Source organism: Actinoplanes philippinensis (assembly GCF_900113015.1).
Taxonomy (GTDB): Bacteria; Actinomycetota; Actinomycetes; order Mycobacteriales; family Micromonosporaceae; genus Actinoplanes; species Actinoplanes philippinensis.
On record NZ_FONV01000003.1, the window covers coordinates 724,954 to 746,613 of the forward strand.

Here is a 21,660-nt window from a genome sequence, read left to right on the forward strand (position 1 = left end):
TTAATGCAATTCCGTGACAGCACGCCCGTGCGTTCACCGGCAGTTAAGTATCCGTTTTCCTACCGGCTGTGAGCTGGAAAGATGCGCTTGTCGGGGCGCAGCGACGAGGGCAGCTCAATGGTGATCCACTCATTGTTGTCGACCACCCCGGCGGTCCGCCGGCCGGAGAACGGGAAGTTGTTGTCGTTCAATACCGCGACGGTGTCAGGCCCTCACTTTCCTGGAGGGCGCGGGGGCCGTGTCGTGGCGGGGCAGGGTCAGCGGGTCGGGCAGGTCGTGGGCGGCGCTGAGCCCGTCGGCCCGCCGATGCAGGCGGCCCTCGGCGACCAGGTCGGCGATCAGGGTGGTGAGCCGGGCGTCCACCTCGGTGGAGCGCCGGGCCGCCCAGCCGTAGAGCCGGCCGGTCGCCGCGAGCAGGCCGTCCACGTCGATGGCCCCGGCGTCGGTGACCAGGTGCTCCATCGCGACCCGCAGCTCGGCGTCGGCGATCTGGTCGGCCTTGCGGGCCACCCCGTCGGCGCGGAGCCGGACCGTGGGCACCAGCTGGCCGGGGTCGCCGAGGAAGTCGTCCGCCCAGGTCACGTCGCCCTTGGCGGCCAGTTTGCCGATGGCGGCGTCGATGACGGCGCGGGCCTGCTTGGTGATCCGGGTCAGCGCCCACTCGTCGCGGATCCGCTGCAGGGCGATGCTGATGTGCACCGGTCCCTCGACGGCGGCGATCCGGCGGATCGCGTCGGCGATGCGGCGTGCGGTCGCCGGGTCGGCCACGCTCGCCCCGTCCGGCAGGGCGGTGAGCTTCGCCTTCCGGTACGGCTGCGCCCACTCCTGGATCCCGTGCACGGGTTGCGGGGCGGCGGCCTTCTTCGCCGGCTTGGCGCGGGCGCGTTTGCGGGCGGGCGGCGGCTCGGCGGTGAACTCGGGCGAGACGAACACCGGCTGGGCGATCGGCAGGCCCTCGACGGCGGCCGCCGCGGCCCGGGTCGCCGCGGCCTCGGCCTCGGCCAGGCGCTCGGCCGCCTCGGCTTCCGCGGCACGGACGGCCTCCATCCGGGCGGCCTCGATCCGGGCGGCTTCCTCGCGCGCGGCCTCCACGCGGGCGGCCTCCACGCGGGCGGCCTCCACACGGGCGGCCTCGGCCCGGGCGGCCTCCACCCGGGCGGCCTCGATCCGGGCCGCCTCGATCCGGGCGGCCTCCACGCGGAGGGCCTCCACGCGGGCGGCTTCCGCGTGGGCAGCCTCGATCCGCTCGGCCTCGGCGCGGGCGGCTTCGGCACGCTCGGCCTCGGCGCGTCGCACGTCGGCCCGGCTGAGCCGTTCGAAGGTGGCCCGCACGACCCGCGGCTCGCCGAACTCGTCGTAGTCGTCGTAGTCCTCGAAGCTCCCGTACTCGGCGAACTCCCCGGCCGTCTCGGCCCGCGACACCCGCTCGAAGACCGCCGGTTGCACGCGAGGGCCCTCGAACTCCTCGGTCCGGGTCACCCGCTCGAACACCGCCGCGGTGACCCGCGGTCCCTCCTCCTCGACCTCGGCACGGGTGACCTTCTCGAAGATCGCGGCCCGGACCCGGGGCTCCTCCTCCGCCTCGGCCGGTTCCGGTTCGCCGGCGGCCACCGGCTCCTCCGCGAGATCATCCGGGGGTACGGCCTCCGCCGCCCACTGCTCCGCGGCCTGCTCCTCGACATCCCCGACACCGGCCAGGTAGGCGTCCGCCTCGTCGTCGAGGGCGCCCAGCGCGTCGACCGGGACGACCGGCTCCTCGGCCACCTCGTCCGCGGTCTCCTCCGCCACGATCTCGATCGTCTCGACCGGCTCGACCAGGTCGATCGGCTCGGACGGCTCGACCAGGTCGATCGGCTCGGACGGCTCGCTCGTGGCGTACCCCTCGTCGGTCTGCAGGATGACGACCGGCTCCCGCTGCTCCTCCCCGGCCGTCGCGGGCATCGCGGCCCCGTCCAGCTCGGCGGCCTGGTCCTCGGGCGGGAACTCGGCGAGCGCCGCCTCGATGGCGGTCCGCAGCCGCCGTTCCTCGTGCTCCCGGTCCAGGTACCAGGCGGTGCCCCAGACCCGGTGGAGTTTCCAGCCGAGACTTTCCAGCACCTGTTCGCGCAGCCGGTCGCGGTCGCGGGCGGCGGGCGCCGAGTCGTAGGTGGTGCCGTCGCACTCGATGCCGAGGGCGTACGGGGCGTTGCGCCGGGCCGAGCGGCGGACCGCCAGATCGATCCGGAAGGCGCCGGTGCCGACCCGGGTCCGTACCCGGTATCCCCAGGCGCGGATGACGTCGCGGACCGAGTCCTCGAACGGTGTCTGCTGCTCCGGCCGGGTGTCCTCGAGGTCGAGCGCCGCCTCGCCGCGGGTCGCGTAGTCGAGGTAGGCGGCGAGCGGCCGCAGCTCCTCGGTGTCCGGCAGGTCCCGCCCGCGGACCGTGGAGATCACCTCGACCCGGCGGGAGGCCCGGGTGGTGGCGACGTTGAGCCGCCGCCAGCCGTCCGGGCCGGCCAGACCGCCCAGCTCGGCGCCGAAGGCCAGCAGGATCACGTCACGTTCGTCGCCCTGCACGGCGTCCAGATCCTTGACGAAGAACCCGCGCAGCCGGTCGTCCTCGGGCGGCACCACCATGTCGGCGACCGCGGCCTCGATCCGCATCGCCAGGTCGGCGGTGCTGGCGATGACGCCGAGGCTGAGCTCGGGACGGGTGACGAAGTGGTGGGCGACCCGGCTGGCGACCAGATCGGCCAGGCCCTCGTCGCCGTTCTCCGCGATCGCCGGGAACAGCTGCACGCCGGTGTCCGGGCCGGCCGGGCCGGCGGGCGGGAACGTGTTGAGCATGCCCTGGTAGAAGGTGTGGTTGGCGAACGCGATCAGCGACTCGTGCCGGCTGCGGTAGTGGGTGGCCAGGTCGAGCACCGGGAAGGCGGCGCAGCTGATCGCCAGGTCCAGCACGGACCGGCCCTCGCCGGGGGTGGGCAGCGCGGTGAGCTGCCGGTCGTCGCCGACGACCACGAACGACGCGCCCCGGTAGATGCAGGTGACGGCGTCCGGGACGGGCACCCGGGACGCCTCGTCGATGATCACCACGTCGAAGGTGAGGTCGGCCGGGACCAGGCGGCTCACGTCGGCGGGAACGGTCAGGAAGCACGGCTTCACCGCGAGGGTCGCATGCCGGGTACGGCCGATCAGCTCGCTGACCGGCAGCTTGCGGCCCTGCTGGGCGGCGGACGCCCGGAGCAGCGCGGCCTCGGCGGCGGCCGTGCCGGACGGCTGCATCTCGTCGACCGCGTTCATCACGTCGGCCGACGCGGCCCGCTGCAGCCGGGCGTCCCAGATCCGGAACTCCTCGACGAGCCGGTCGCGGGCGGCGGCGTCCAGCGGTGGCAGCCGGTCGTCCTCGCGGATCACGGTGTCCGCCCACGACTGGAAGAGGGCCCGGCCGAGAACCGGCAGGATCTGCTCGACCGCCAGGTCCTCACGGGCGCAGAAGTCGACGGCCGCGTCCAGTCCGTGCTCGGCCAGGATCTCGCGGGCGCCCTGGTAGTCGAACCACTCCTGCTGGCCCTTGCCGTCCTCCAGCAGCGCCCGGATCAGCTCCCGCGCGTGCTCGTAGTCGTCGAGGGCGGCGGTGAGCTGGGCGTGCCGGCGCGGCGCGAAGGCGCGCAGGATCCAGTCGCGGGCGGCCTGCCACTCGGCGACCCGGGACGGCAGCGTGTCGGTGGGACGCGACCGCGCCAGGGCCTCCACCTGCTCGGTGGTGAGAGCGGTGTCGACGCCGACCCGGATGCGCCGGGCCTCCGAGGTCCACGCCATCGCGGAGGCCAGCGCCTCCACGTCGGTCTGGGTGCCGCGGTACGCGTTGCCGAGCACCTTGGCGTACTCCCCGGCGTTGGCCGCCAGGGCCGCTGCGGCGTCGGCGGCGCTCTCCCGGAGCAGGCCGATGGCGGCCGACTCGGCGAGCGTGAAGTCCCGCCCGGCGGCGACGCTGTACGCCTGGACCAGCTCGGCCGTCGCGGTGAGCGGCTCGACGTGCGCCCGCAGCCAGGTGACCGCGTCGTGGATGGGCCCGGCCGCCAGCTGCGGGCGCGGGGCCGGCTCGGGCGCCGGGCGCAGTGCCGCGGTCCACCTGTCGAACTCCTTGCGCGCCTCCGAGACGATCCGGATGATCGCGCTGTTCGGGGTGGGGGCGCTGACCCGTTCGATGACCGCGGGCAGGGCCTCCGGCGGGGTGACGCGCAGAACCTCCTCGGCGGTGCCGAGGGCGTTGCGGATGGCGTCGAAGTCGGTGTCCAGGCGCCTCCAGTGGCGGCCGAGGATCCGGGCGTACTCCCGCTCGGTCCGGTCGAGGTCGGTGAGCGCCTTCTTCCAGGCGGCCGCGGCGGCGAGGTTGGCGACGGCCTGCTTGCGTTTCACGTCCGGCCGGGCGATCTCGGCGGCCGCCTTCCGGTCCCGCCGGTACGGCGCCCGCAGTTTCCGCAGCCCCTTGTGCACGCTGGCGAACCGGTCGGCCAGCTCGTCCACCGGGTGGGCGAGCGCGCCCTCGTTGAAGTGCTCGCGTGCCTTGCCCTCGGCGGCGCGGACCACCTCGACGGCCCGCTGCAGCATCCGGGCGGCGGTGTGCGCGGCGGTCATCCCGGCGGCGTCGAACCACGCGGCCTCCGGCTTGTCGGCGCGGGACAGCAGGTCGACGATGGACGCGACCCGGCCGATGTCGGAGAACGCCACCACGTTGGGCAGGCCGAGCCGCGCGGTGACCCGGTCCAGGCTGTGCTGGTGCTGTTCGAGCCGGTCGGCCTCGTCGGCGAACCGGCGGGCCAGGCCGCGGGCCTGCGCGGCGGTGAGCGGCAGCAGCTCCACCGGCGGCGGGTCGAGGTGCACGAGGCTCGGCACGATCGGCAGCTTGCCCGGGGTGGGCAGCGCCGACCAGGTGACGCCGGCCCGGGAGCGGACCGCGTCCTCGGCCTGGTGCAGCGACTTGAGGTGGCGCAGCAGGCCCTCCGCCGCGCGGGCCACCGGCTCCAGGCTGTCCAGGGTGAGCCACTCGTCGGCGGCCTCCGGCGGGCGGCGGGCGGCGTGCCCGACCAGCGTGGTCAGGGCGATCGCGTCGGCCAGGTGCCGGGCCCGGAACGCGGCGGCGAGCGGATCGTCGCCGGCCGCCTCGACCAGGTGCTCCAGGGCGGCCTGCGCCTGGTGCAGGCGGGCGTCGAGCCGGTTGCGGTCGACCACGTCACGCCACAGGTAGGCGTCGCCCTGCAGGGCCGGGCGCCAGGCGCGGCCCAGGCGCTCGGCGGCGTCGCGGACCTTCTGCAGGGACTGGGTGGTGAGCGGGATCGGCAGGACCGGCGGGACCGGGGCGGCCGGCACGTCGGTCATCTGCGCACACATGCCGAGGACGTCGTGCAGCCGGTGGCCGAGCGGCTCGCGGACCTCGTTCATCGCCTCGGCGTACGCGTTCAGCCGTTCCCGGTGCTCGCGCAGCTCCTGGCGCTCGTCGGTGGACAGGCCGGGCGGCGGCAGCGGGATGAAGTCGAGGGCGGCCGCCAGGGTGGTCGCCACGTGGTCGCGCCCGGTCTGGTCGCTGTGCAGTTCGAGCAGGTAGTCGTCGAGCCCGGCGTGGGTGAGCCGGTCCTTGACCACGTCGAGCGAGGCCGCCTTCTCGGAGACGAGCAGCACCCGTTTCCCGGCGAAGATCAGCGCGGCGATCATGTTGGCGACGGTCTGCGACTTGCCGGTGCCGGGCGCGCCGCGCATCACGAAGCTGCGCCCGGCCATCGCCGCCGCCACGCACGAGCGCTGGGCCGCGTCGGCGTCCAGCACGAGCGGGATGTCGTCGGGCGGCGCCACGTCGTCGATGCGGCGGGCGCCGATCGGCTCGAACTTGAACGCGTCGATCTGCGAGCGGGCGTCGGTGGCCAGCGCCCGGATCACCGGGTGCGCGAGGATCTGCCGCTCGTTGTCGACCAGGTCCTGGTAGACGACCTCACGGTGCACGGTGAACCGGGACAGCAGGATCGCCTCGTCGGTGCGCCACTCCGGGTGCTCGCTGATCGCCGCGTCCAGGCGTGCCCAGAAGACGGTGACGTCCAGCCCGGTCAGGCCCTCCACCGCGGGCAGGTCGACGCCGCGCGACCGGAGACGGACGGCGAGGGCCGGGTTGACCAGCGGGTCGTCCGGGCGGGCCCGCAGTCGCGGGTAGTCCAGCGGGTCCGAGTCGACCAGGTCGACCGGGATCAGCAGGATCGGGCTGGCGTACTCCTGCTCGTCGTCCTTCCAGTGCAGGGTGCCGAGCGCCAGGTAGAGCGCGGAGATGCCGTATTCGAGCTGGTCACGGTGGTCGGTACGGCGCAGGGCACGCAGCGTGGTGTCCATCTCGGCGTCGGTCATGTGCGTCTGGAACACGCTGGCGGTCCGCGGGCGCGGGCCCTCCTCCTGTTCCTCCACGCCCAGGAAGCCGCACTCGCGGCCCTGTTGCAGGGCCTCGAGCACGCCACGCGGCGACGGGCTGTCGATCGCCACCACCCCGGCGCCCCACGGATCCGCGTGGATGAGCGGGTTCGCGGCGGTGAGGTCGAGCAGACCGGCACGCCAGGATTCGAGCACTCCACGGACACGCGCGTCCGGCCGCCCGGTCAACCCGTCAGCTTCATCCCACCGCATGCGCCCATTCCAGCAAGGCGAGGTGGGTCACCGTGGTGGTTTTCCGGGTTAATCCGACGTATCTCGCCCAGAAAGCCGCCCCCGAGGGTCAGTCCCAGGTTGGGACCCACCACTGCCAGCCCGCCGGGGCCAGTGGCCAGGACGGATCGGGCCGCCAGCCCTCCGGCGGATACCACCCCTCCGGCGGGAGCGGCCAGCCCGGCGGCACCACGAACTTGATGCCGGTCGGCGCGGGCGGGATCGGCGCGTGCTGGTTGCCCTCGGCCGGCGCCGCCGAGACCGGGGCGAGACCGGCCAGGGCGCCCGAGTTCGCCTTGACCACCGCGGCGAGCGCCGGGATGACAGTGGTCTCGGCGATCGCCTGCTGCTCCTGCGCGTCGGTGTAGGACGGTGGCGCGGGGCTGACCGGGTGGGCGCCCGCCGACGGGTCGGCGAGCAGGGTGCCGCCGTCGGTCTGCCGCACCGGCGTGGTGGCCGGGGGCTCGAAGCGGGACCCGGAGACGTACGGCGTGGAGTAGCTGCCGGCGTTCCAGGCCGGCGGGCTGACGTTGTTCCAGGCCGGCGGGACGGCGGGCGACGGACTCGTGCTGTTCCAGGCCGGCGGCACGGCCGGCGAACCGGGAGCGGCGGGCGACGGACTCGCGCTGTTCCAGGCCGGTGAGCCGGGGGCGGCCGGCGCGGGGACGCTCGGGGAGACCGGGGTGACCGGCAGCGAGGACGGCGGGAGCGGCGCCACCGCGGGCATCGCCGACGGCGGGGAGGCCCAGCTGGGCAGCGCGTCGGCCGGGGTCACCCAGTTCGGCACCAGGCCGCCGGAGGCCGGGCCGCCGGTCATCAGGCCGCCCGGCATGTTCAGGCCGGGCACCGCGGAGCCGCCGGACGCGGCGGGCGCGAGCGGGGGCGACGGCGAGACCGGGGTGGGACCCGGCGTGGCCGGTCCCGTGCTGGCCACGCCGGGTGCCGGGACGCTCGCCGTGCCGCGGCCCGCCGACGGCGTGGCGGCCGCGCGGCTGGGGCCGGCCTGCCAGCTCTCCGGCAGGTCCTGGACGCGGGCGATGTAGAGCATGACCTCGGTGGTGCCGCTGTTGCCCTTGACCATGGCGCGGGCCGCGGTGACCAGGCCTCGCTCGGCCAGGTGGCGCAGCACCGGCGACAGCTCGCCGCTCATCTTGGGGCTCAGGTCGCCGACCCGGGTGTCGCCGATGCGCACCTCGACCAGGTGGTCGGCGGTCTCGTGCAGGGTGACGTACGCCCAGCACTCCCCCTCCGGGCGCAGCAGCGGGACGAGCGCGTCGAGGGCCTGCTGCTGGCCGACGACCTGCACGGCCGAGCCGGACGGCAGCAGCCGGTGCTCCTGGGCGGGTGCCGCGTTCACCGGGACCAGCATGTGCGGCTCGGCGAGGTCGAGGCGGATGGTGCTGTCGAAGGCGGCGGGACGGCCGTCGGCGGCGCCCCACTCGCGGCCGGTGATCCGGGCGTTGACCTCGGGCAGCAGGCCACGTTCGTGGAGCGCGCTGAGGACGGTGACGTAGCGGGCGGCCTCCGGGCGAGGGAGGTGGCCGAGCAGGCTGTTGCCGGACCAGACCCCGACGGCGTTGCGGTCGTGACGGTTGTTGCGGTCGGGTATGAGCTGGACGGGGATGGTTATGTCGGTCCCGCGGGGGTTGAAGTCGTTACCGAAGAGCGCACGTATCGCCTTCGCGTAGTGCGTCTCGCCGACCACCTCGGCACTAGCCCAGCCCGCTTGTCCCCAGAGGGGGAACCGATTCGCCACACGGGAACGCTAGTGTCTGCTTTCCGTCAGTCACCTCACCCGTACGGACGAGGGCGATCATCCGTACGTTCCGTATCCGGGCCGCTCGGCAGAGCTACTGAATTACCGTTCAGTTTTGGGCGATACCCGGCGACCCGTACGAAAAGGTCGCCGGGCGCAGCTTAATCCCTGGTTAACGCAGCTTGACGACCATCTTGCCGGTGTTGTCGCCGCGCAGCAGGCCGAGGAATGCGGCCGGCGCGTTCTCGATCCCCTCGACGACCGTCTCCCGGGCGGTGATCCGGCCGGCGCGGAGCCAGCCGCCGACCTCGGCCACGAAGTCGGGCATCCGGTGGTAGTGGTTGCCGACCAGGAACCCGCGCAGATTGATCTCCTTGCCGATGGTGGAGGCGAGGTTGCGCGGCGCGGCCGGCGGGGCGGTGTCGTTGTACTGCGCGATGGCGCCGCACATGGCGATCCGGCCGTACTTGTTCATCACGCTGATCGCGGCCTCCAGGTGGTCACCGCCGACGTTGTCGAAGTAGACGTCGATCCCGTCCGGCGCGGCGGCCTTGAGCTGGTCGCGGACCGGCGCGTCCTTGTAGTTGAACGCGGCGTCGAAGCCCAGGTCGTCGATCAGGTGCCGGGCCTTCTCCGCCGAGCCGGCGCTGCCGATCACCCGCTTGGCGCCACGCAGCCGGGCGATCTGGCCGGCCACGCTGCCGACCGCGCCGGCCGCGCCGGAGACGAAGACCGTGTCGCCCTCGCGGAACTGCGCGATGTCCAGCAGGCCCGCGTAGGCGGTGAGGCCGGTCATGCCGAGCAGGCCGAGGTAGGCCGAGAGCGACGGCGCGGCGGCCGGGTCGACCACCCGCACCCGCTCGGCGTCGGCCACCGAGAACTCGCGCCAGCCCAGGCTGTGCACCACGTGCGCGCCGACCGGGACGGACTCCGCGTTCGACGCGACGACCTCGCCGACCGCCCCGCCGTCGAGCGGCTCGCCGACCTGGTACGGCGGCATGTAGGACTTCACGTCGTTCATCCGGCCCCGCATGTACGGATCCACGGACATGTAGACGTTGCGGACCAGCACCTGGCCGGGACCCGGCTCGGGAACCGCCGTCTCGGCGAGCTCGAAGGTCTCGGCGGTCGGCCAGCCGACCGGGCGGGCGGCGAGGCGGATCTCTTTCATCAGGTCTCCCAACGAGTCGTCGTTACTTCTCGACAGTACGTCGAAAAACTCGACACCGCGTTAACATGTTCGGATGAGCACACCGCCGGGCCGGCGCCGGGGCCCCAGCAAGGGCGACCGGCGGGAGCGGGCCATCCTGGAGACCGCCCGGACCCTGCTGGCCCGCAAGCCGCTCGCCGACATCACCATCGACGAGCTGGCCGCCGGCGCCGAGATCTCCCGGTCCAGCTTCTACTTCTACTTCGACTCCAAGCTGTCCGTGCTGGTGGCGCTGCTGCACGGGATGGCCGGGGAGCTGGGCCGCGACGCCGGCCCCTGGCTCGACGGCGCCGGGCCGGACACGGCGGCGCTGCGCGAGGCGCTCACCCCGCTCGCCCGGCTCTGGCGCGAGCACGGCCGCATGCTGGCCGGGGCGCTGGCCGCCGCGCCCGGCTGCCCGCCGCTCGCGCAGTGGCGCGCCGAGCTGCGATCGGCGCACGTGGACCGGCTCGCCGCCCGCATCGCCCGCGACCGGGCCGCCGGGCTCGCCCCCGCCGGGCCGGCGCCGCGGGTCCTGGCCGGGCTCATCGACGACCTGCGGACCGCCGCGCTGGCCGGCAGCGCCGACCCGGAGGCCCTGGTCGACGACCTGGTCACGGTCGAGCTGCGGATGATCTACGCCGATTTCGCCGAAGACCACCCGGCCGGGTGATCGTGGGCGCACCCTGATTGGCATGCGTATCGGTGTCATTGGAGCAGGTCAGCTCGGCGGCACACTGGCCAGGTGGTGCGCCGAGAGCGGGCACGACGTCGCGGTCACCTCGCGGCATCCGGAGCGCCTGCGGACGGAGATGGACGGCGACACGTTGCGGATCATGTCGATCCCGCAGGCGGCCGCCTTCGGTGACGTGGTGATCTTCAGCCCCAACTGGTCGTCCGCGCACGAGGCAGTGGACCTGACCCGGGGCGTGATCGCCGACAAGGTGGTGATCGACGCGACGAACCCGGACGTGCCCGACGACATCTCGGGGCTGGAGACGCTGATGGACTGGGCGCCCGAGGCACACTGGGCGAAGGCGTTCAACACCGTCCCGACCGACGTGCTGAGCCGGCGGCGCGGGCACGACCCGCTGCTCACCGAGTATGTCTGCACCGACGACCGGGACGCGAGGGAGGCCACCTCGCTGATCATCCGCGACCTCGGGTTCGCGCCGGTCTACGCCGGCGGGGCGCACGCCGCGCTGCTCACCGAGACCGGCGGGCCGCTGCAGATGCGCGAGGTCGACGTGAAGGACGCGACCGACGTGCTCGCCGAGGCCCTGGCCGTCCTGCACTGACAGCCCGCCGCCCTTCCGCCCGTGCGAAGCTCAGGCCGGTGACGGCGACGGGGCGGCGGCGCGGGCCGTAGACTCCGGTCCATGCCGGAGATCGTGGAGTTGCTCGCCTCGCCCGTGCATCGTTTCGAGGGACGGCCGTCCGACGGTCCCGCGCCGGCGCCCGAGGGCGAGCTGACCGGCGAGATCCGGATCCGGGCCGGTCTCGGCATCGTCGGCGACCGCTACTTCAACCACCGGGCCCACCGGGACGCGAGCATCACCGTGATCGCGGCCGGTTCGCTGCCGCCCGGCGCCGGGCTGGCCCAGGTGCGGCGCAACGTGCTGCTCGCCGGGGTCGCCGTGGACGAGCTGGTCGGCTCGGTGCTGACGCTGGACTCCGGCGACGGCCCGGTCCGTCTCGCGGTCCGCCGGCCGGCCGCGCCGTGCGCGTGGATGGACGTGACGCTCGGGCCGGGCGGCCACGCCGCGCTCCGCGGGAAGGGCGGGGTGCGCTGCGTGCCGCTCGACGACGGTGTGCTGCGGGTCGGCCCGGTGCTGGTGTCGATCTCGGCCGGGGACTCGACCGCGGCCTGATCCGGCGGGCGCCGATCGTCCGGGAAACCCGGCCGCGGCCCGGCCGGACCGGTGTCGATCTCGGCCGGAACGGTGTCGATCTCGGCCCGGAGCTCAACCGCGGCCTGACCCGGCCGATCAGATCAGCACGTCCACCAGGCCCGGTGGGGTCATCCGCGCGATGGCGTCCCGGCTCTCCAGGACGGCGGTCCGGTCGGCGTGCAGCTCACCGTCGTCGGCGCCGGCGACGACGTCGGTGGCCAGGCGGCTGCAGTCCTCCCGCAGCCGCAGCCACGCGGCGTGGGTCTCCCAGGCCGACGGCGCTTGGGACGAGCCGATGCTGATGGTCATGCGGGCCTCCGTGGGGGTCGCGGCGTTGCGGGCCCCGACTATCGGCCGGCCGCCGCCACGCTGAAGGAAACCGGCGGAACCAGCAGCACCGGGCTCTGTCCCGGCCCGGGCACCCCGCGCACCAGCTCGGCGAACCAGCCGCGCTGACCACTGGCGGCGATCAGCAGGCGGCCCCGGCGCGAGGCCCGGCCCAGGGTGTACGACAACTCGGGCTCGGCCACCACGAGCGGCTCCACCCGTACCCGCGGATAGTGACCGGCCCAGGCGGCGAGCAGTTCGGTCAGCTGCCGGCGCGCCTGCCGGCCGGCCTGGTCGTCCCCGGGCTGCCAGACCCGGACGGCGACGAGCCGCGTCCCGGCCAGGTCGGCCTCCTCGAAGGCACGGCGTACCGCGGAGGCCGGGCCGTCCAGCCCGGTGACCGCGAGCACGACGGGTCCGGTGCGCAGCCCGGCGCCCCGCTGGACGAGCAGCGGGCTGCGGCTGTGCCGGGCCAGGTAGGCGGCGGTGGACCCCCAGCCGGGCCGGCCGGGGCCCTCGTCACGGCGGCCGATCACCACGAGCGAGGCGGTCTCGGAGTGTTCGGCGAGGATCCCGGCGGGGCTGCCGGTGATCAGCTCGCCGGTGACGGTCAGCCAGGGCGCGCGCTGCCGGGCGCGGCGGATGGCGGCATCGAGGAGGCGGCGGCCGTCGGTCTCGCCGGGCACCGGCCCGCGGCACCGGTAGCGGCCGGTGTACTGGCCGGGCCAGACGTGCAGGACGTGGAGGGGCACACCACGCCGGGCCGCCTCGTCGGCGGCCAGGTCGAGGGTGACCGGATGGGTGCGGGAGCCGTCGACGGCGGCCACCACGGGCTGTGCTTCGGAGGTCCGCATGTTCGGACGGTAGTTCTCGGGTCACCTCCCCCGGCACGGCCATTGGTCGGTTCCGTACGGGTAGTTCGGGTTGCCGGGCACGGGCAGGCGGCGATCGTGCCGGGTGGGCTCCGGCGGCACCGGCCCGCCGTCCACGGGCTCTTGGAGAAGGAGCGTTGACGGTCATCGGCTCGCGGAAGACGGGCATGAAGGAGGGCATGCGGCCGGCGATGGCCAGATCGACGCCCTGCTCGCAGAGGGCCGAAACGCCGCACGGGGGCCGACCGGGCACGGTACGGTCGGATCATTATGCCGACCTGGTTGGTCCTCCTGGGAACGCTGATCGCGATGGTGTGCAGCGCGCTGGTGGCCTTCCGGCTGGGTCGCCGCACCCTCGCGCAGCCGAGGCTGGCCGGCGACGGCCGGGAGCCGGGCGAGCACGCGGGGGCGCTGGACGAGCGCGACACCGAGATCGTGCGGCTGCATGCCGAGCTGGCGACGCAGGCGGAGAATTCGCAGGCCTACCAGCGCGAGCTCAACCAGCGGCTGCGGCGCCGGGCGCGGGAGGCGATCGACGACACCGCCGAGGTGATCGGCGGCAAGCTCGAGGACGTGGTGGTGCAGGTCGGCGCGGCCCGGGACGCGGCGGCCGCCACCCACGAGCGGGTCACCCTCACCAGCCACGCGGCGAACGTGCTGGTCCAGCGGGCGCACGGGGCCGGTGAGGCGGCCACCGCGCTGAACGACAGCCTGCACCAGGTCGCCGGGATCGCCGGCGTGATCTCCGGGATCGCCTCGCAGACCCGGCTGCTGGCGCTGAACGCCACCATCGAGGCGGTGCGGGCCGGCGCGGCGGGCAGCGGGTTCGCGGTGGTCGCCGACGAGGTGAAGAGCCTGGCCGACACGACCGCGCACTCGACCGAGCAGATCACCAGCACGATCGCCGCCCTGGAGGCGGACGTGGCCCAGATGGGTCAGACGCTGCGCGCGATCATCTCGGACGTCGGCGACATCGAGGACGCGATGCGTCAGCTGGGCGGGATCGCCGACCGGCAGCACGACATCGTGGGCCGCCTGCACCGCAGCGTGGAGGCGACGATGGCCCAGATCGGCGACCTCTCCGATGTGGCCGAACGGCTGGAGCGCCGCCGCCACGACCGGCTCAAGGTGGAGGGCGCGGTCCGGCTGCAGACGTCGGCCGGCCCGCCGATCACCGCCGACATGGCCGACCTGAGCGCGGACGGGCTGGGCTGTCACGTGCCGGCCGGGGCCCGGGTCGTGGTCGGCGACCTGGTCCGGGCCGAGATCGCGGTCGACGAGCTGTCGGTGGCGGCCGACGCGCGGGTGGCGCGCCGGATCGAGCGCGGCGAGACCGCCGAGATCGGCCTGCAGTTCCAGGGTGTGCCGGATCACGTCCGGCACGAGATCAACCGGTTCCTGACCCGGATCGGCGCGGGCGCCTAGCCTTCGACGCCGGTGGCGGTGTGCGGGCTGCCGACCGGCTTGGACTCCGGGGAGCCGCGCTGCCGCAGGTAGATGGAGAGGATCACCATCGAGGCGACGGCCAGCAGCTCGGACTGCCAGTTCTGCAGGGTCCGGTTCCAGAAGTCCGGCTCGGTCAGGTACTCGGCCCAGGTGACCGGCTCCTGCAGGTCACGCAGCTGCTCCTCGTTGTAGGCGGCGGCCCCGGCGATCGACTGGGTGAGCCACGAGGCGACGAAGAGCAGTCCCATGACGAGGCCGAGCGAGTTCGACAGCAGGGTGCGGCGCAGCCCGGCGGCCCGGGCCCAGCTGGGTGACTCGTCGGTGGCGTACCGGCCGACCTTCTGTTTCTCGTCGGATTCGCGCCCCTGCTCCCCCGGCTTCTTCGACTCGGGCGAGCCGCGCTGCACCAGCCACACGGTCAGGAAGATGTAGAGGAAGAACTGCAGGTACTCGGACTGCCAGTTCTCGGCCACGTCGGCGGCGAACGACGCCGACGTGAGGTACCGGGTGAGCGGGACCGGCTCCATGCCGGCCGCGAGCTGCTGCTGGTTGAAGTCGGCGTGCCCGGCGAACGCCTGGGCGACCAGCACGATGAGGAACAGCAGGCCGAAGACCAGGCCGAGCGAGTTGTCCCGGAGGAACCGTCTCATCGGTGCAGCACCCCCAGCACGGCGAAGTACAGCAGGCCGGCCGAGACCACCAGCAGGAGCAGCAGGTACTGGAATCGCATCGCTCACCCACCCTGGACGGCGCAGTCGTAGGGGCGTTCGCCGCGGGGCACGCAGCCGGCGGCCACCACCCGCCAGCCGTCCGGGAAGACGGCGAGGAACACCGTGTCGCCGGTGAACCGGACCAGCGCGCGTTGCCCGTACACCTGGGAATCGGCCTGATCGGACGGCGCGGTGAGCGCCTCGTCCACGATGGTCCGCGCACACGGCGCGTCGATCTGTCTCTCGGTCTCCGGGGCCAGGGCGTCGCAGGCGGCCTGGCCGTCACCGCCGGCGGCCGCCTGCAGGAACCGCCGGGCGGTCTCCTCGGCAGCGCCGGAACGCTGCTCGACGGAGGCGCACCCGGCCGTCAGGAGCACCGGGATCACCATCATCATCCATCGCACGGAGCGCTGCATGCCCCCGGCAGGCCGGCTTCATGCCGGAAAGACCCCGGGAAGGTCACCCGTGAGGTATCGCTGCACGGCCGGGCCGACCGCCGCGACGAGCGTCTCGGACGGCGACGAGGCCAGCGGCTCCACCTTGATCACGTAGCGGGCCAGGGCCAGGCCGGCCAGATGGCTGGCGGCCAGGGTGATCCGCAGATGCGCCTCGGCCGGGTCGAGGCCCAGCCTGGGCACCGCCCGGCGGAGGATCTGGGTGATGATGAACTCGCGGAACAGCTTGGCCGTCCATTCGGTGCCGACCACCGAGCGCAGCAGCGCCACCGCCGCCGACCCGCGCGGACCGTCCCACATGGCCAGGAACGCGCGCACGAACCGGACGCCGATCTCGTCCCGGTCGCCCGCGGTGGCCTCGGTGATCAGGTCGACCGGGTCGACCGGCGAGTTCATCGTCGCCAGGAACAGCTTGTCCTTGGTCCCGAAGTAGTGGTGCACCAGCGCCGGGTCGACCCCGGCGCCGGTCGCGATGGCCCGGATCGAGGCTCCGTCGTAGCCCTTCTCGGCGAACGCGCTGCGCGCCGCCGAGAGGATCGCCTCGCGGGTGTCCGGGTTGCCGGGCCGGCGTCCGGTCCGTCGCACCATCGCTTCGAACTCCTCACGTTGTACGGGTCAAGCGGTCCTGCGCCGCAGGGTCGCCGCACCGAGGACGAGCGCCACCACGATCGCGCCCACCACGACGGTGAGGTCACGCCACATGATGCCCGTCGGCTCGGCGTGCATGCCGACCTCGGTCAGCGCCTCCACGGAGTAGGACATGGGTAGCACGTTGCTGATCGCCTGCAGCCACCCGGCCATGTCGTCGCGGGGCACGAACAGCCCGCACAGCAGCAGCTGGGGCGCCACCACGAGCGGCATGAACTGCACCGCCTGGAATTCGGTCCGGGCGAACGCGCTGCACAGCAGGCCGAGCGCCACCCCGAGGACGGCGTTGGCGACGGCGATCAGGATGACCAGGCCGATGCCGCCCGCGGTGGTCATGTCCAGCGCCCAGTAGGCGAATCCGGCCGCCACCGCCGCCTGTGCGGTCGCCGCCAGCCCGAAGGCGATGCCGTAGCCGAAGAGCAGGTCCAGCTTGCCGACCGGGGTGGTGAACAGCCGCTCCAGGGTGCCGGTGGTGCGCTCGCGGAGCATGGCGATGCTGGTGATCAGGAACATCACGATGAACGGGAAGACGCCGAGCATGGTGAGGGCGATCCGGTCGAAGACCCGCGGCTGCCCCTCGTACATGAAATACATCAGGGTGATCAGCAGCGTCGGCACCACGATGATCATCGCGATGGTCCGCGGGTCGTGCCGCAGCTGGCTCAGGATGCGCTTGACGGTGCTCACGAGGATCATGCGGTCGCCACCTCCTCCTGCCGCCGGATCAGGGTCAGGAACGCCTGGTCCAGGTCGTCGGTGCCGGCGGCCCGTTTCACCGCGGCCGGGGTGTCGTCGGCGATCAGGGCGCCGCCGCGGATGAGCAGCAGCCGATCGCAGCGGTTCGCCTCGTCCATGACGTGGCTGGAGACGAGGACGGTGGTCCCGTCGGCGGCGAGCCGGCGGAAGTGGTCCCACAGCTCGTCGCGCAGCACCGGGTCCTGGCCGACGGTCGGCTCGTCGAGGATCAGCACCTCGGGGCGGCTCACGATGGCGCAGGCCAGCGAGGCCCGGCTGCGCTGGCCGCCGGACAGGTTGGCCACGAGCTGGCCCCGCGCCGCGGTCAGGCCGACCGCGTCGACGGCGGCGTCGGCGGCGGCCGCGTCGAGGCGGTAGAGGGAGGCGAAGTAGCGCGCGTTCTCCGCCACGGTCAGGTCGGCGTAGACGCTGGGCGCCTGGGTCAGGTAGCCGATCCGGCTGCGCAGCGGCGTGGACCCGGCCGGATGCCCGAGCACGGTGACCGTGCCCGAGGCGATGATCTGCACGCCGACGATCGCGCGCATCAGGGTGGTCTTGCCGCTGCCGCTCGGGCCGAGCAGCCCGGTGACGGTGCCTCTCGGTATGGCGCAGGAGAACCCGTCCAGGACGGTCCTCGCTCCGCGTTGCACGACGAGGTCGCGGACCTCGATCGCGGTTTCCATGATTCCTCCCCGGAAACTCATCAACTGTTGAAATCAACGCTAGATGAGTTTCCGGTCCGGCGGCAAGCACCTAACTCAACACATGATGAAATTTTCCACGTCGGCGTCGGTGAGCTGCTCGAAGTCCTCGTACCAGCGGCCCACGGCGTAGAACGGGTCGGGCGCGTTCAGGTAGACCACCGTGTCCGCCACCGCGGCCATCGCGTCCCGGGCCTCCGGCGAGCACACCGGCACCGCCAGGATCAGCCGGGCCGGGTCCCGGCCGCGCACCCACAGCAGCGCAGCGTGCGCGGTCACCCCGGTGGCCAGCCCGTCGTCGACGACGATCACGGTCCGGCCGGCCGGCGCCGGGGCGGGGCGGTCGCCCCGGTAGCGGTGGATCCGGCGGCGCAGCTCCTCCCGCTCGGCGGCCAGCACCCCGGCCAGCCCGTCCTCGGTGGCCCCGGCCCAGAGCAGATTCCCCGGGTCGTAGACCGGCGGCCCGTCCTCGGCGATCGCGCCCAGCCCGAACTCCGGCCGGCCCGGCGCCCCGATCTTGCGGGCCACCACGATGTCCAGCTCACCGCCGAGCCGCCGCGCCACCGGCCCGGCGACCGGCAGACCACCCCGCGGCAGGGCCAGGATCAGCGGATCGGCCGGCTCACCGAGCTCGGCGGCCAGCCGGTCGGCGAGCGCCCGCCCGGCCTCGGCCCGGTTGGCGAAGATCATGGCGGCTCACCTCGTCATCGCGGCGGTCAGATGCGCGGTGAACCAGTGAGCCGCCTCGCCGGCCACCGCGTCCAGCGCGCCCGGCTCCGGGAACAGGTGCGTGGCGCCCGGGATGATCCGCAGCTCGGCCCGGATCCGCATGGTGTTGCGGGCCTGCTCGTTCAACTCCAGCACATCGGTGTCCCGCTCGCCGACGATCAGCAGCGTCGGGGCCCGGACCTCCAGCAGCGCCGGGCCGGCCAGGTCGGGACGGCCGCCCCGGGACACCACGGCGTGCACCGCCTCCGGCCGGGCGGCCGCCGCGACCAGCGCCGCCCCGCCGCCGGTGCTCGCCCCGAACAGGCCGATCGGCAGGGCCGCGGTCGGCGGCTGGAGGCGCAGCCAGTCGACCACGGCGGCGAGCCGGTCGGCGATCGGGCCGATCTCCGGTGTCAGCAGGTCGATCAGCAACGTCGCCAGCCCGCGCCGGTGGAGCTCGGCCGCCACCGCCTGATTACGCGGGCTCCGCCGGGAGCTGCCGCCGCCGTGCGCGAAGAGCACCAGGCCGGTGGCGTGCTCCGGGAGGGTGAGGTCGCCGTCCAGGCACACCGGGCCGAGGTCGATACGTTCCCGGGTCATCCACGTCGTCATCGTTCCGTCCCTTCTGCGGCGTTACGGAAGGTCCGGGGGGACGAATCTGGCGTCCTGAGGGATACCCGCTGCCGCACCGGAAAACCCCTCAGCAGCACCCGTCCGGCACCGATGTGGAGAGCGTCGAACGCTCCACGGACGGAGGTCCTGGCCCATGTCCATCTCCCGGCTGCACCCGTACCGACCGGTTCTCGCCCCGCCGGTCGCCGCCACCCGCGACCGCAACCACACCGCGCGGGAGGACTCCGCCTCCCTCACCGAACGCGACCGGGAGCTGATCTATCAGGCCACCGGCCAGCGCATCCGCCCCGGCGAGGCCAACCCCGGCTGGATCAACTCACTCGCCGCGGCGATCGCCGCGGACCGGGCCGCCGGACGGCTCGCGCCCTCGCAGGAGATCACCGCGGTCTACCTGAAGGACCTGATCCGCCGGTACGACCGGAGCCCCACCGGCCGCAACCCGATCGCCGGCTACCTGGAACCGGCGCTGCGCCACCTGGAGCAGAGCGGCGCCGGCCGGGGCCGCCTCGACGTGACCGCCTGACCGTGGCGGCTCAGCCGCGCTGGGTGCGCTCGACCAGCGCGGCGGCCACGTCGCGCAGCTTGCGGTTGGTGTCCTGGGAGACCTTGGTCAGGATGGCGAACGCCTCGTCCGCCGAGCACCGCCGCTCGCCCATGATGATGCCCTTGGCCTGCTCGATCACGGCACGGCTCTCCATCGCGGCCTGCATGTGCTGGGCCAGGCTGGCGGTGGTGTCGTAGAGGTGGGCGTTGGCGAGCGCGACCGCCGCGTAGCGGACGAAGGCCTGCGCCGTGGCCACGGTGGGCGGGCCGAGGCCCCGCGGCGCGTCGCCGTAGACGTTGAGCGCGCCGTGCAGCGCGTCGCCGATCGGCAGGCTCAGCGACAGCACGCTGCCCATGCCTGCCTTGGCGGCGTCCGCGCCCCAGCCGTCCCACCGGTCGTCGGCCGCGGTGTCCGGGACCTCCACGACGGTCCCGGCCCCGGCCGCCTCCAGGCACGGGCCGGCGCCCCGGTCGTACTGCAGCTCGTCGAGCTGCAGCGCCGTGTCGCCGGTGTGCGCCGCGGTCACCGCTCCGCGCTCGCGCAGCAGAGTGATCGAGACCTGCGCGGCCCCGGGAAGGGTGCGCCCGGCCAGGTCGGCGACCCGGGACAGGACACCGTCGAGATCGGTTTCGCCCAGCTTGATGCGACCGAGCTCCGCGAATGCGGCAGCGGCGTCGGTCGGGTCGTGCGCCTTCAACGTCAGAGGATCCCCGCAGCGGTCCACGAGCCGCCCGGGGCGGCCGTGCCAGTCGATCGGTGTCGTCCCGTGAGCCGGACGGCCCACGGACCCGCGCCGCTGCTTGACGCTGGTGGGCCGGGGTGTGGACTCCGGCCGCAGGACGACGATATTACCGAACCCGCCGGACGGGTACGTACGCCCCCGACGGGGTACCCGGCTGGGTGTGGACACCACCGACGTGATCCGGGAACTGGGGCGCATCGACCTCGGCGAGACCGGCCTGGACGGGGTCATGGCCCGGGTGGCCGCGCTGGCCAAGGAGACGGTGCCCGGGGCGTACGAGGTCTCGGTGACCCTGATCCGCGACGGCGGCCCGCGGACCGTGGCACACACCGGCGAGCCGGCCGAGCGGGTGGACCGCTGGCAGTACGCCAACCACCACGGCCCCTGCCTGGACGCCGCGGCCGACCGCACGACGATCCTGGTCGACGACGTGGCCGCCGAGCGCCGCTGGCCCGGCTGGTCGGAGCATGCCGGAAGTGTCGGAGTGTGCAGCGCGCTCTCGGTCGGGCTGCCGATTCGCGACCGGACGATCGGGGCGGTGAACGTCTACGCCACGTCGTGCCGGGCCTTGGACGACGACGCGGTGCGGCTCGCCGAGACTTTCGCCGAGTACGCCGCGGTCGCCCTGGCCAACGCCGACCTCTACCACTCCGCTGCCGCTCTGGCCGGGCAGATGGAGGCGGCGATGGAGAGCCGGGCGGTGATCGAGCAGGCCAAGGGGATCATCATGAGCCAGCGCCGGTGCGGCCCGGACGAGGCGTTCACGATCCTGTCCCGCGCCTCGCAGAGCGCCAACCGCAAACTGCGTGACGTGGCGGCCACGGTGGTGGAGCGGGCCCAGCGCCCTTGACAGCATATTTGTGATCGTTAACATAGCGGCAACACGTGAGTCCCCGGCCCGTCCATCCCCCACCGTCCGGGACGGACCGCCGCGCCCGGCCCACCGGCGGGCGCCTCTCACACCGCGCCCCTTTCCCCCGGAGGGACTGCCATGTCTGCACGTCTGCGATCCGCCGGCGCCGTCCTGCTCCTGATCCTGGCGATCGCCGTCGCCGTCGAGTCGCGATCGGCCGCCCCGGCCCGCGCCGCGGCCACCTTCACCAACCCGGTCGCGTCCGCCCCCTACGGCGCCGACCCCTGGATGGGCTACTACAACGGCTACTACTATCTGGCCGCCACCACGTGGAACAACCAGATCGTGATCAAGCGGGCCACCTCGGTCGCGGCGCTGCCGGGCGCCACCGAGAACGTCATCTTCACCGGCACCGCGACGGCCAGCTGCTGCAACGTCTGGGCGCCGTCGATGCACCGGCTGAACGGCCCCAACGGCTACCGCTGGTACTTCTACTACTCGGCCGGCACCGCGGCGTGCTGCGACGGGCAGCGGTCGTTCGTGCTGGAGAGCTCCGGCGACAACCCGCTCGGGCCGTACACGTTCAAGGGCCGGCTCAACGTGCAGGCGAACAACGGCTGGGCGATCGACGGCAGTGTGGCAACCATCAACGGGGCCAACTACTTCCTCTACTCGTCGTGGGTCGGTGACCTGCAGAGCCTGTTCATCGCGCCGATGAGCAACCCGTGGACGGTGTCCGCCTACGGGACGCGGATCTCGTACCCCACCTACGACTGGGAGAAGGTC

General features: G+C 73.6%; 21 protein-coding genes. 7 read left to right on the top strand and 14 right to left on the bottom strand.

What is annotated here, in order from left to right; translation table 11 throughout:
* Positions 1-59: 59 nt before the first annotated feature.
* From BM290_RS50600 to BM290_RS10135, 4 genes are all read right to left on the bottom strand, one after another.
* On the bottom strand, positions 60-191 hold the full coding sequence (locus BM290_RS50600; protein ID WP_275413046.1) for a hypothetical protein: 132 nt from the start codon (positions 189-191) through the stop codon (positions 60-62).
* Between the two features lie 13 nt (positions 192-204).
* A complete protein-coding gene (locus tag BM290_RS10125; RefSeq protein ID WP_093612321.1) occupies positions 205-6,645 on the bottom strand; it encodes a DUF3320 domain-containing protein in 6,441 nt (2,146 codons plus the stop codon).
* 88 nt (positions 6,646-6,733) lie between these two features.
* Positions 6,734-8,419: a hypothetical protein gene (locus BM290_RS10130; RefSeq protein ID WP_143133679.1), complete on the bottom strand. Its 1,686-nt coding sequence runs from the start codon at positions 8,417-8,419 to the stop codon at positions 6,734-6,736.
* Positions 8,420-8,591: 172 nt separating this feature from the next.
* A complete protein-coding gene (locus BM290_RS10135) occupies positions 8,592-9,590 on the bottom strand; it encodes an NADP-dependent oxidoreductase (protein WP_093612325.1) in 999 nt (332 codons plus the stop codon).
* Positions 9,591-9,663: 73 nt separating this feature from the next.
* On the opposite strand from BM290_RS10135, the gene BM290_RS10140 reads away from it, so the two are divergent.
* The 3 genes from BM290_RS10140 to BM290_RS10150 all read left to right on the top strand — a co-directional run bounded on the left by BM290_RS10140 (position 9,664) and on the right by BM290_RS10150 (position 11,479).
* Positions 9,664-10,281, top strand: coding sequence for a TetR/AcrR family transcriptional regulator (locus BM290_RS10140; RefSeq protein WP_093612327.1), 618 nt, complete (start codon positions 9,664-9,666; stop codon positions 10,279-10,281).
* Positions 10,282-10,303: 22 nt separating this feature from the next.
* Positions 10,304-10,906, top strand: coding sequence for an NADPH-dependent F420 reductase (locus tag BM290_RS10145; RefSeq protein WP_093612329.1), 603 nt, complete (start codon positions 10,304-10,306; stop codon positions 10,904-10,906).
* A gap of 81 nt (positions 10,907-10,987) precedes the next feature.
* On the top strand, positions 10,988-11,479 hold the full coding sequence (locus BM290_RS10150; protein WP_093612331.1) for a molybdenum cofactor biosysynthesis protein: 492 nt from the start codon (positions 10,988-10,990) through the stop codon (positions 11,477-11,479).
* Positions 11,480-11,596: 117 nt separating this feature from the next.
* On the opposite strand, the gene BM290_RS10155 is transcribed toward BM290_RS10150, so the two are convergent.
* Both BM290_RS10155 and BM290_RS10160 read right to left on the bottom strand, forming a co-directional pair.
* Complete coding sequence (locus BM290_RS10155; RefSeq protein WP_093612333.1) at positions 11,597-11,809, bottom strand: hypothetical protein; 213 nt, start codon at positions 11,807-11,809, stop codon at positions 11,597-11,599.
* A 38-nt stretch (positions 11,810-11,847) separates the two neighbouring features.
* The gene (locus BM290_RS10160) at positions 11,848-12,681 is read right to left on the bottom strand and encodes a universal stress protein (protein WP_093612335.1); all 834 of its coding nucleotides are present in this window, start codon (positions 12,679-12,681) and stop codon (positions 11,848-11,850) included.
* Positions 12,682-12,969: 288 nt separating this feature from the next.
* On the opposite strand from BM290_RS10160, the gene BM290_RS10165 reads away from it, so the two are divergent.
* Positions 12,970-14,124, top strand: a complete 1,155-nt coding sequence (locus BM290_RS10165; protein ID WP_093612337.1) for a methyl-accepting chemotaxis protein — start codon at positions 12,970-12,972, stop codon at positions 14,122-14,124.
* Here BM290_RS10165 and BM290_RS10170 read toward each other — a convergent pair.
* From BM290_RS10170 to BM290_RS10200, 7 genes are all read right to left on the bottom strand, one after another.
* Positions 14,121-14,795, bottom strand: coding sequence for a DUF6766 family protein (locus tag BM290_RS10170; protein WP_093612339.1), 675 nt, complete (start codon positions 14,793-14,795; stop codon positions 14,121-14,123). The two genes, BM290_RS10165 and BM290_RS10170, sit on opposite strands and share 4 nt — an antisense overlap.
* An 83-nt stretch (positions 14,796-14,878) precedes the next feature.
* Positions 14,879-15,250, bottom strand: a complete 372-nt coding sequence (locus BM290_RS10175; protein WP_239143195.1) for a hypothetical protein — start codon at positions 15,248-15,250, stop codon at positions 14,879-14,881.
* Between the two features lie 39 nt (positions 15,251-15,289).
* Positions 15,290-15,898, bottom strand: coding sequence for a TetR/AcrR family transcriptional regulator (locus tag BM290_RS10180; RefSeq protein ID WP_093612343.1), 609 nt, complete (start codon positions 15,896-15,898; stop codon positions 15,290-15,292).
* Between the two features lie 27 nt (positions 15,899-15,925).
* The gene (locus BM290_RS10185) at positions 15,926-16,654 is read right to left on the bottom strand and encodes an ABC transporter permease (RefSeq protein WP_093612345.1); all 729 of its coding nucleotides are present in this window, start codon (positions 16,652-16,654) and stop codon (positions 15,926-15,928) included.
* Entirely contained in the window at positions 16,651-17,376 is a 726-nt protein-coding gene (locus BM290_RS10190; protein ID WP_093612347.1) for an ABC transporter ATP-binding protein, read from the bottom strand. Before BM290_RS10190 ends, BM290_RS10185 begins: the two co-directional genes overlap by 4 nt.
* Positions 17,377-17,451: 75 nt before the next feature.
* Positions 17,452-18,084: a phosphoribosyltransferase gene (locus tag BM290_RS10195; protein WP_093612349.1), complete on the bottom strand. Its 633-nt coding sequence runs from the start codon at positions 18,082-18,084 to the stop codon at positions 17,452-17,454.
* Between the two features lie 6 nt (positions 18,085-18,090).
* Complete coding sequence (locus tag BM290_RS10200; protein WP_093612351.1) at positions 18,091-18,714, bottom strand: dienelactone hydrolase family protein; 624 nt, start codon at positions 18,712-18,714, stop codon at positions 18,091-18,093.
* A gap of 154 nt (positions 18,715-18,868) precedes the next feature.
* Between BM290_RS10200 and BM290_RS10205 the strand changes: the two genes are divergently transcribed.
* Positions 18,869-19,258 carry a hypothetical protein gene (locus BM290_RS10205; RefSeq protein WP_093612353.1) on the top strand — a complete coding sequence of 130 codons (390 nt, stop codon included), beginning with the start codon at positions 18,869-18,871 and terminating at the stop codon, positions 19,256-19,258.
* Positions 19,259-19,268: 10 nt separating this feature from the next.
* Here the strand turns inward: BM290_RS10205 and BM290_RS10210 are convergent, their stop codons facing one another.
* Positions 19,269-19,976 carry a GAF and ANTAR domain-containing protein gene (locus BM290_RS10210; protein WP_239143190.1) on the bottom strand — a complete coding sequence of 236 codons (708 nt, stop codon included), beginning with the start codon at positions 19,974-19,976 and terminating at the stop codon, positions 19,269-19,271.
* Between the two features lie 205 nt (positions 19,977-20,181).
* Between BM290_RS10210 and BM290_RS10215 the strand changes: the two genes are divergently transcribed.
* On the top strand, positions 20,182-20,871 hold the full coding sequence (locus BM290_RS10215) for a GAF and ANTAR domain-containing protein (protein WP_239143189.1): 690 nt from the start codon (positions 20,182-20,184) through the stop codon (positions 20,869-20,871).
* A 141-nt stretch (positions 20,872-21,012) separates the two neighbouring features.
* On the top strand, positions 21,013-21,660 hold a 648-nt coding region (locus tag BM290_RS10220; RefSeq protein WP_177319645.1), incomplete at its 3' end, for a family 43 glycosylhydrolase.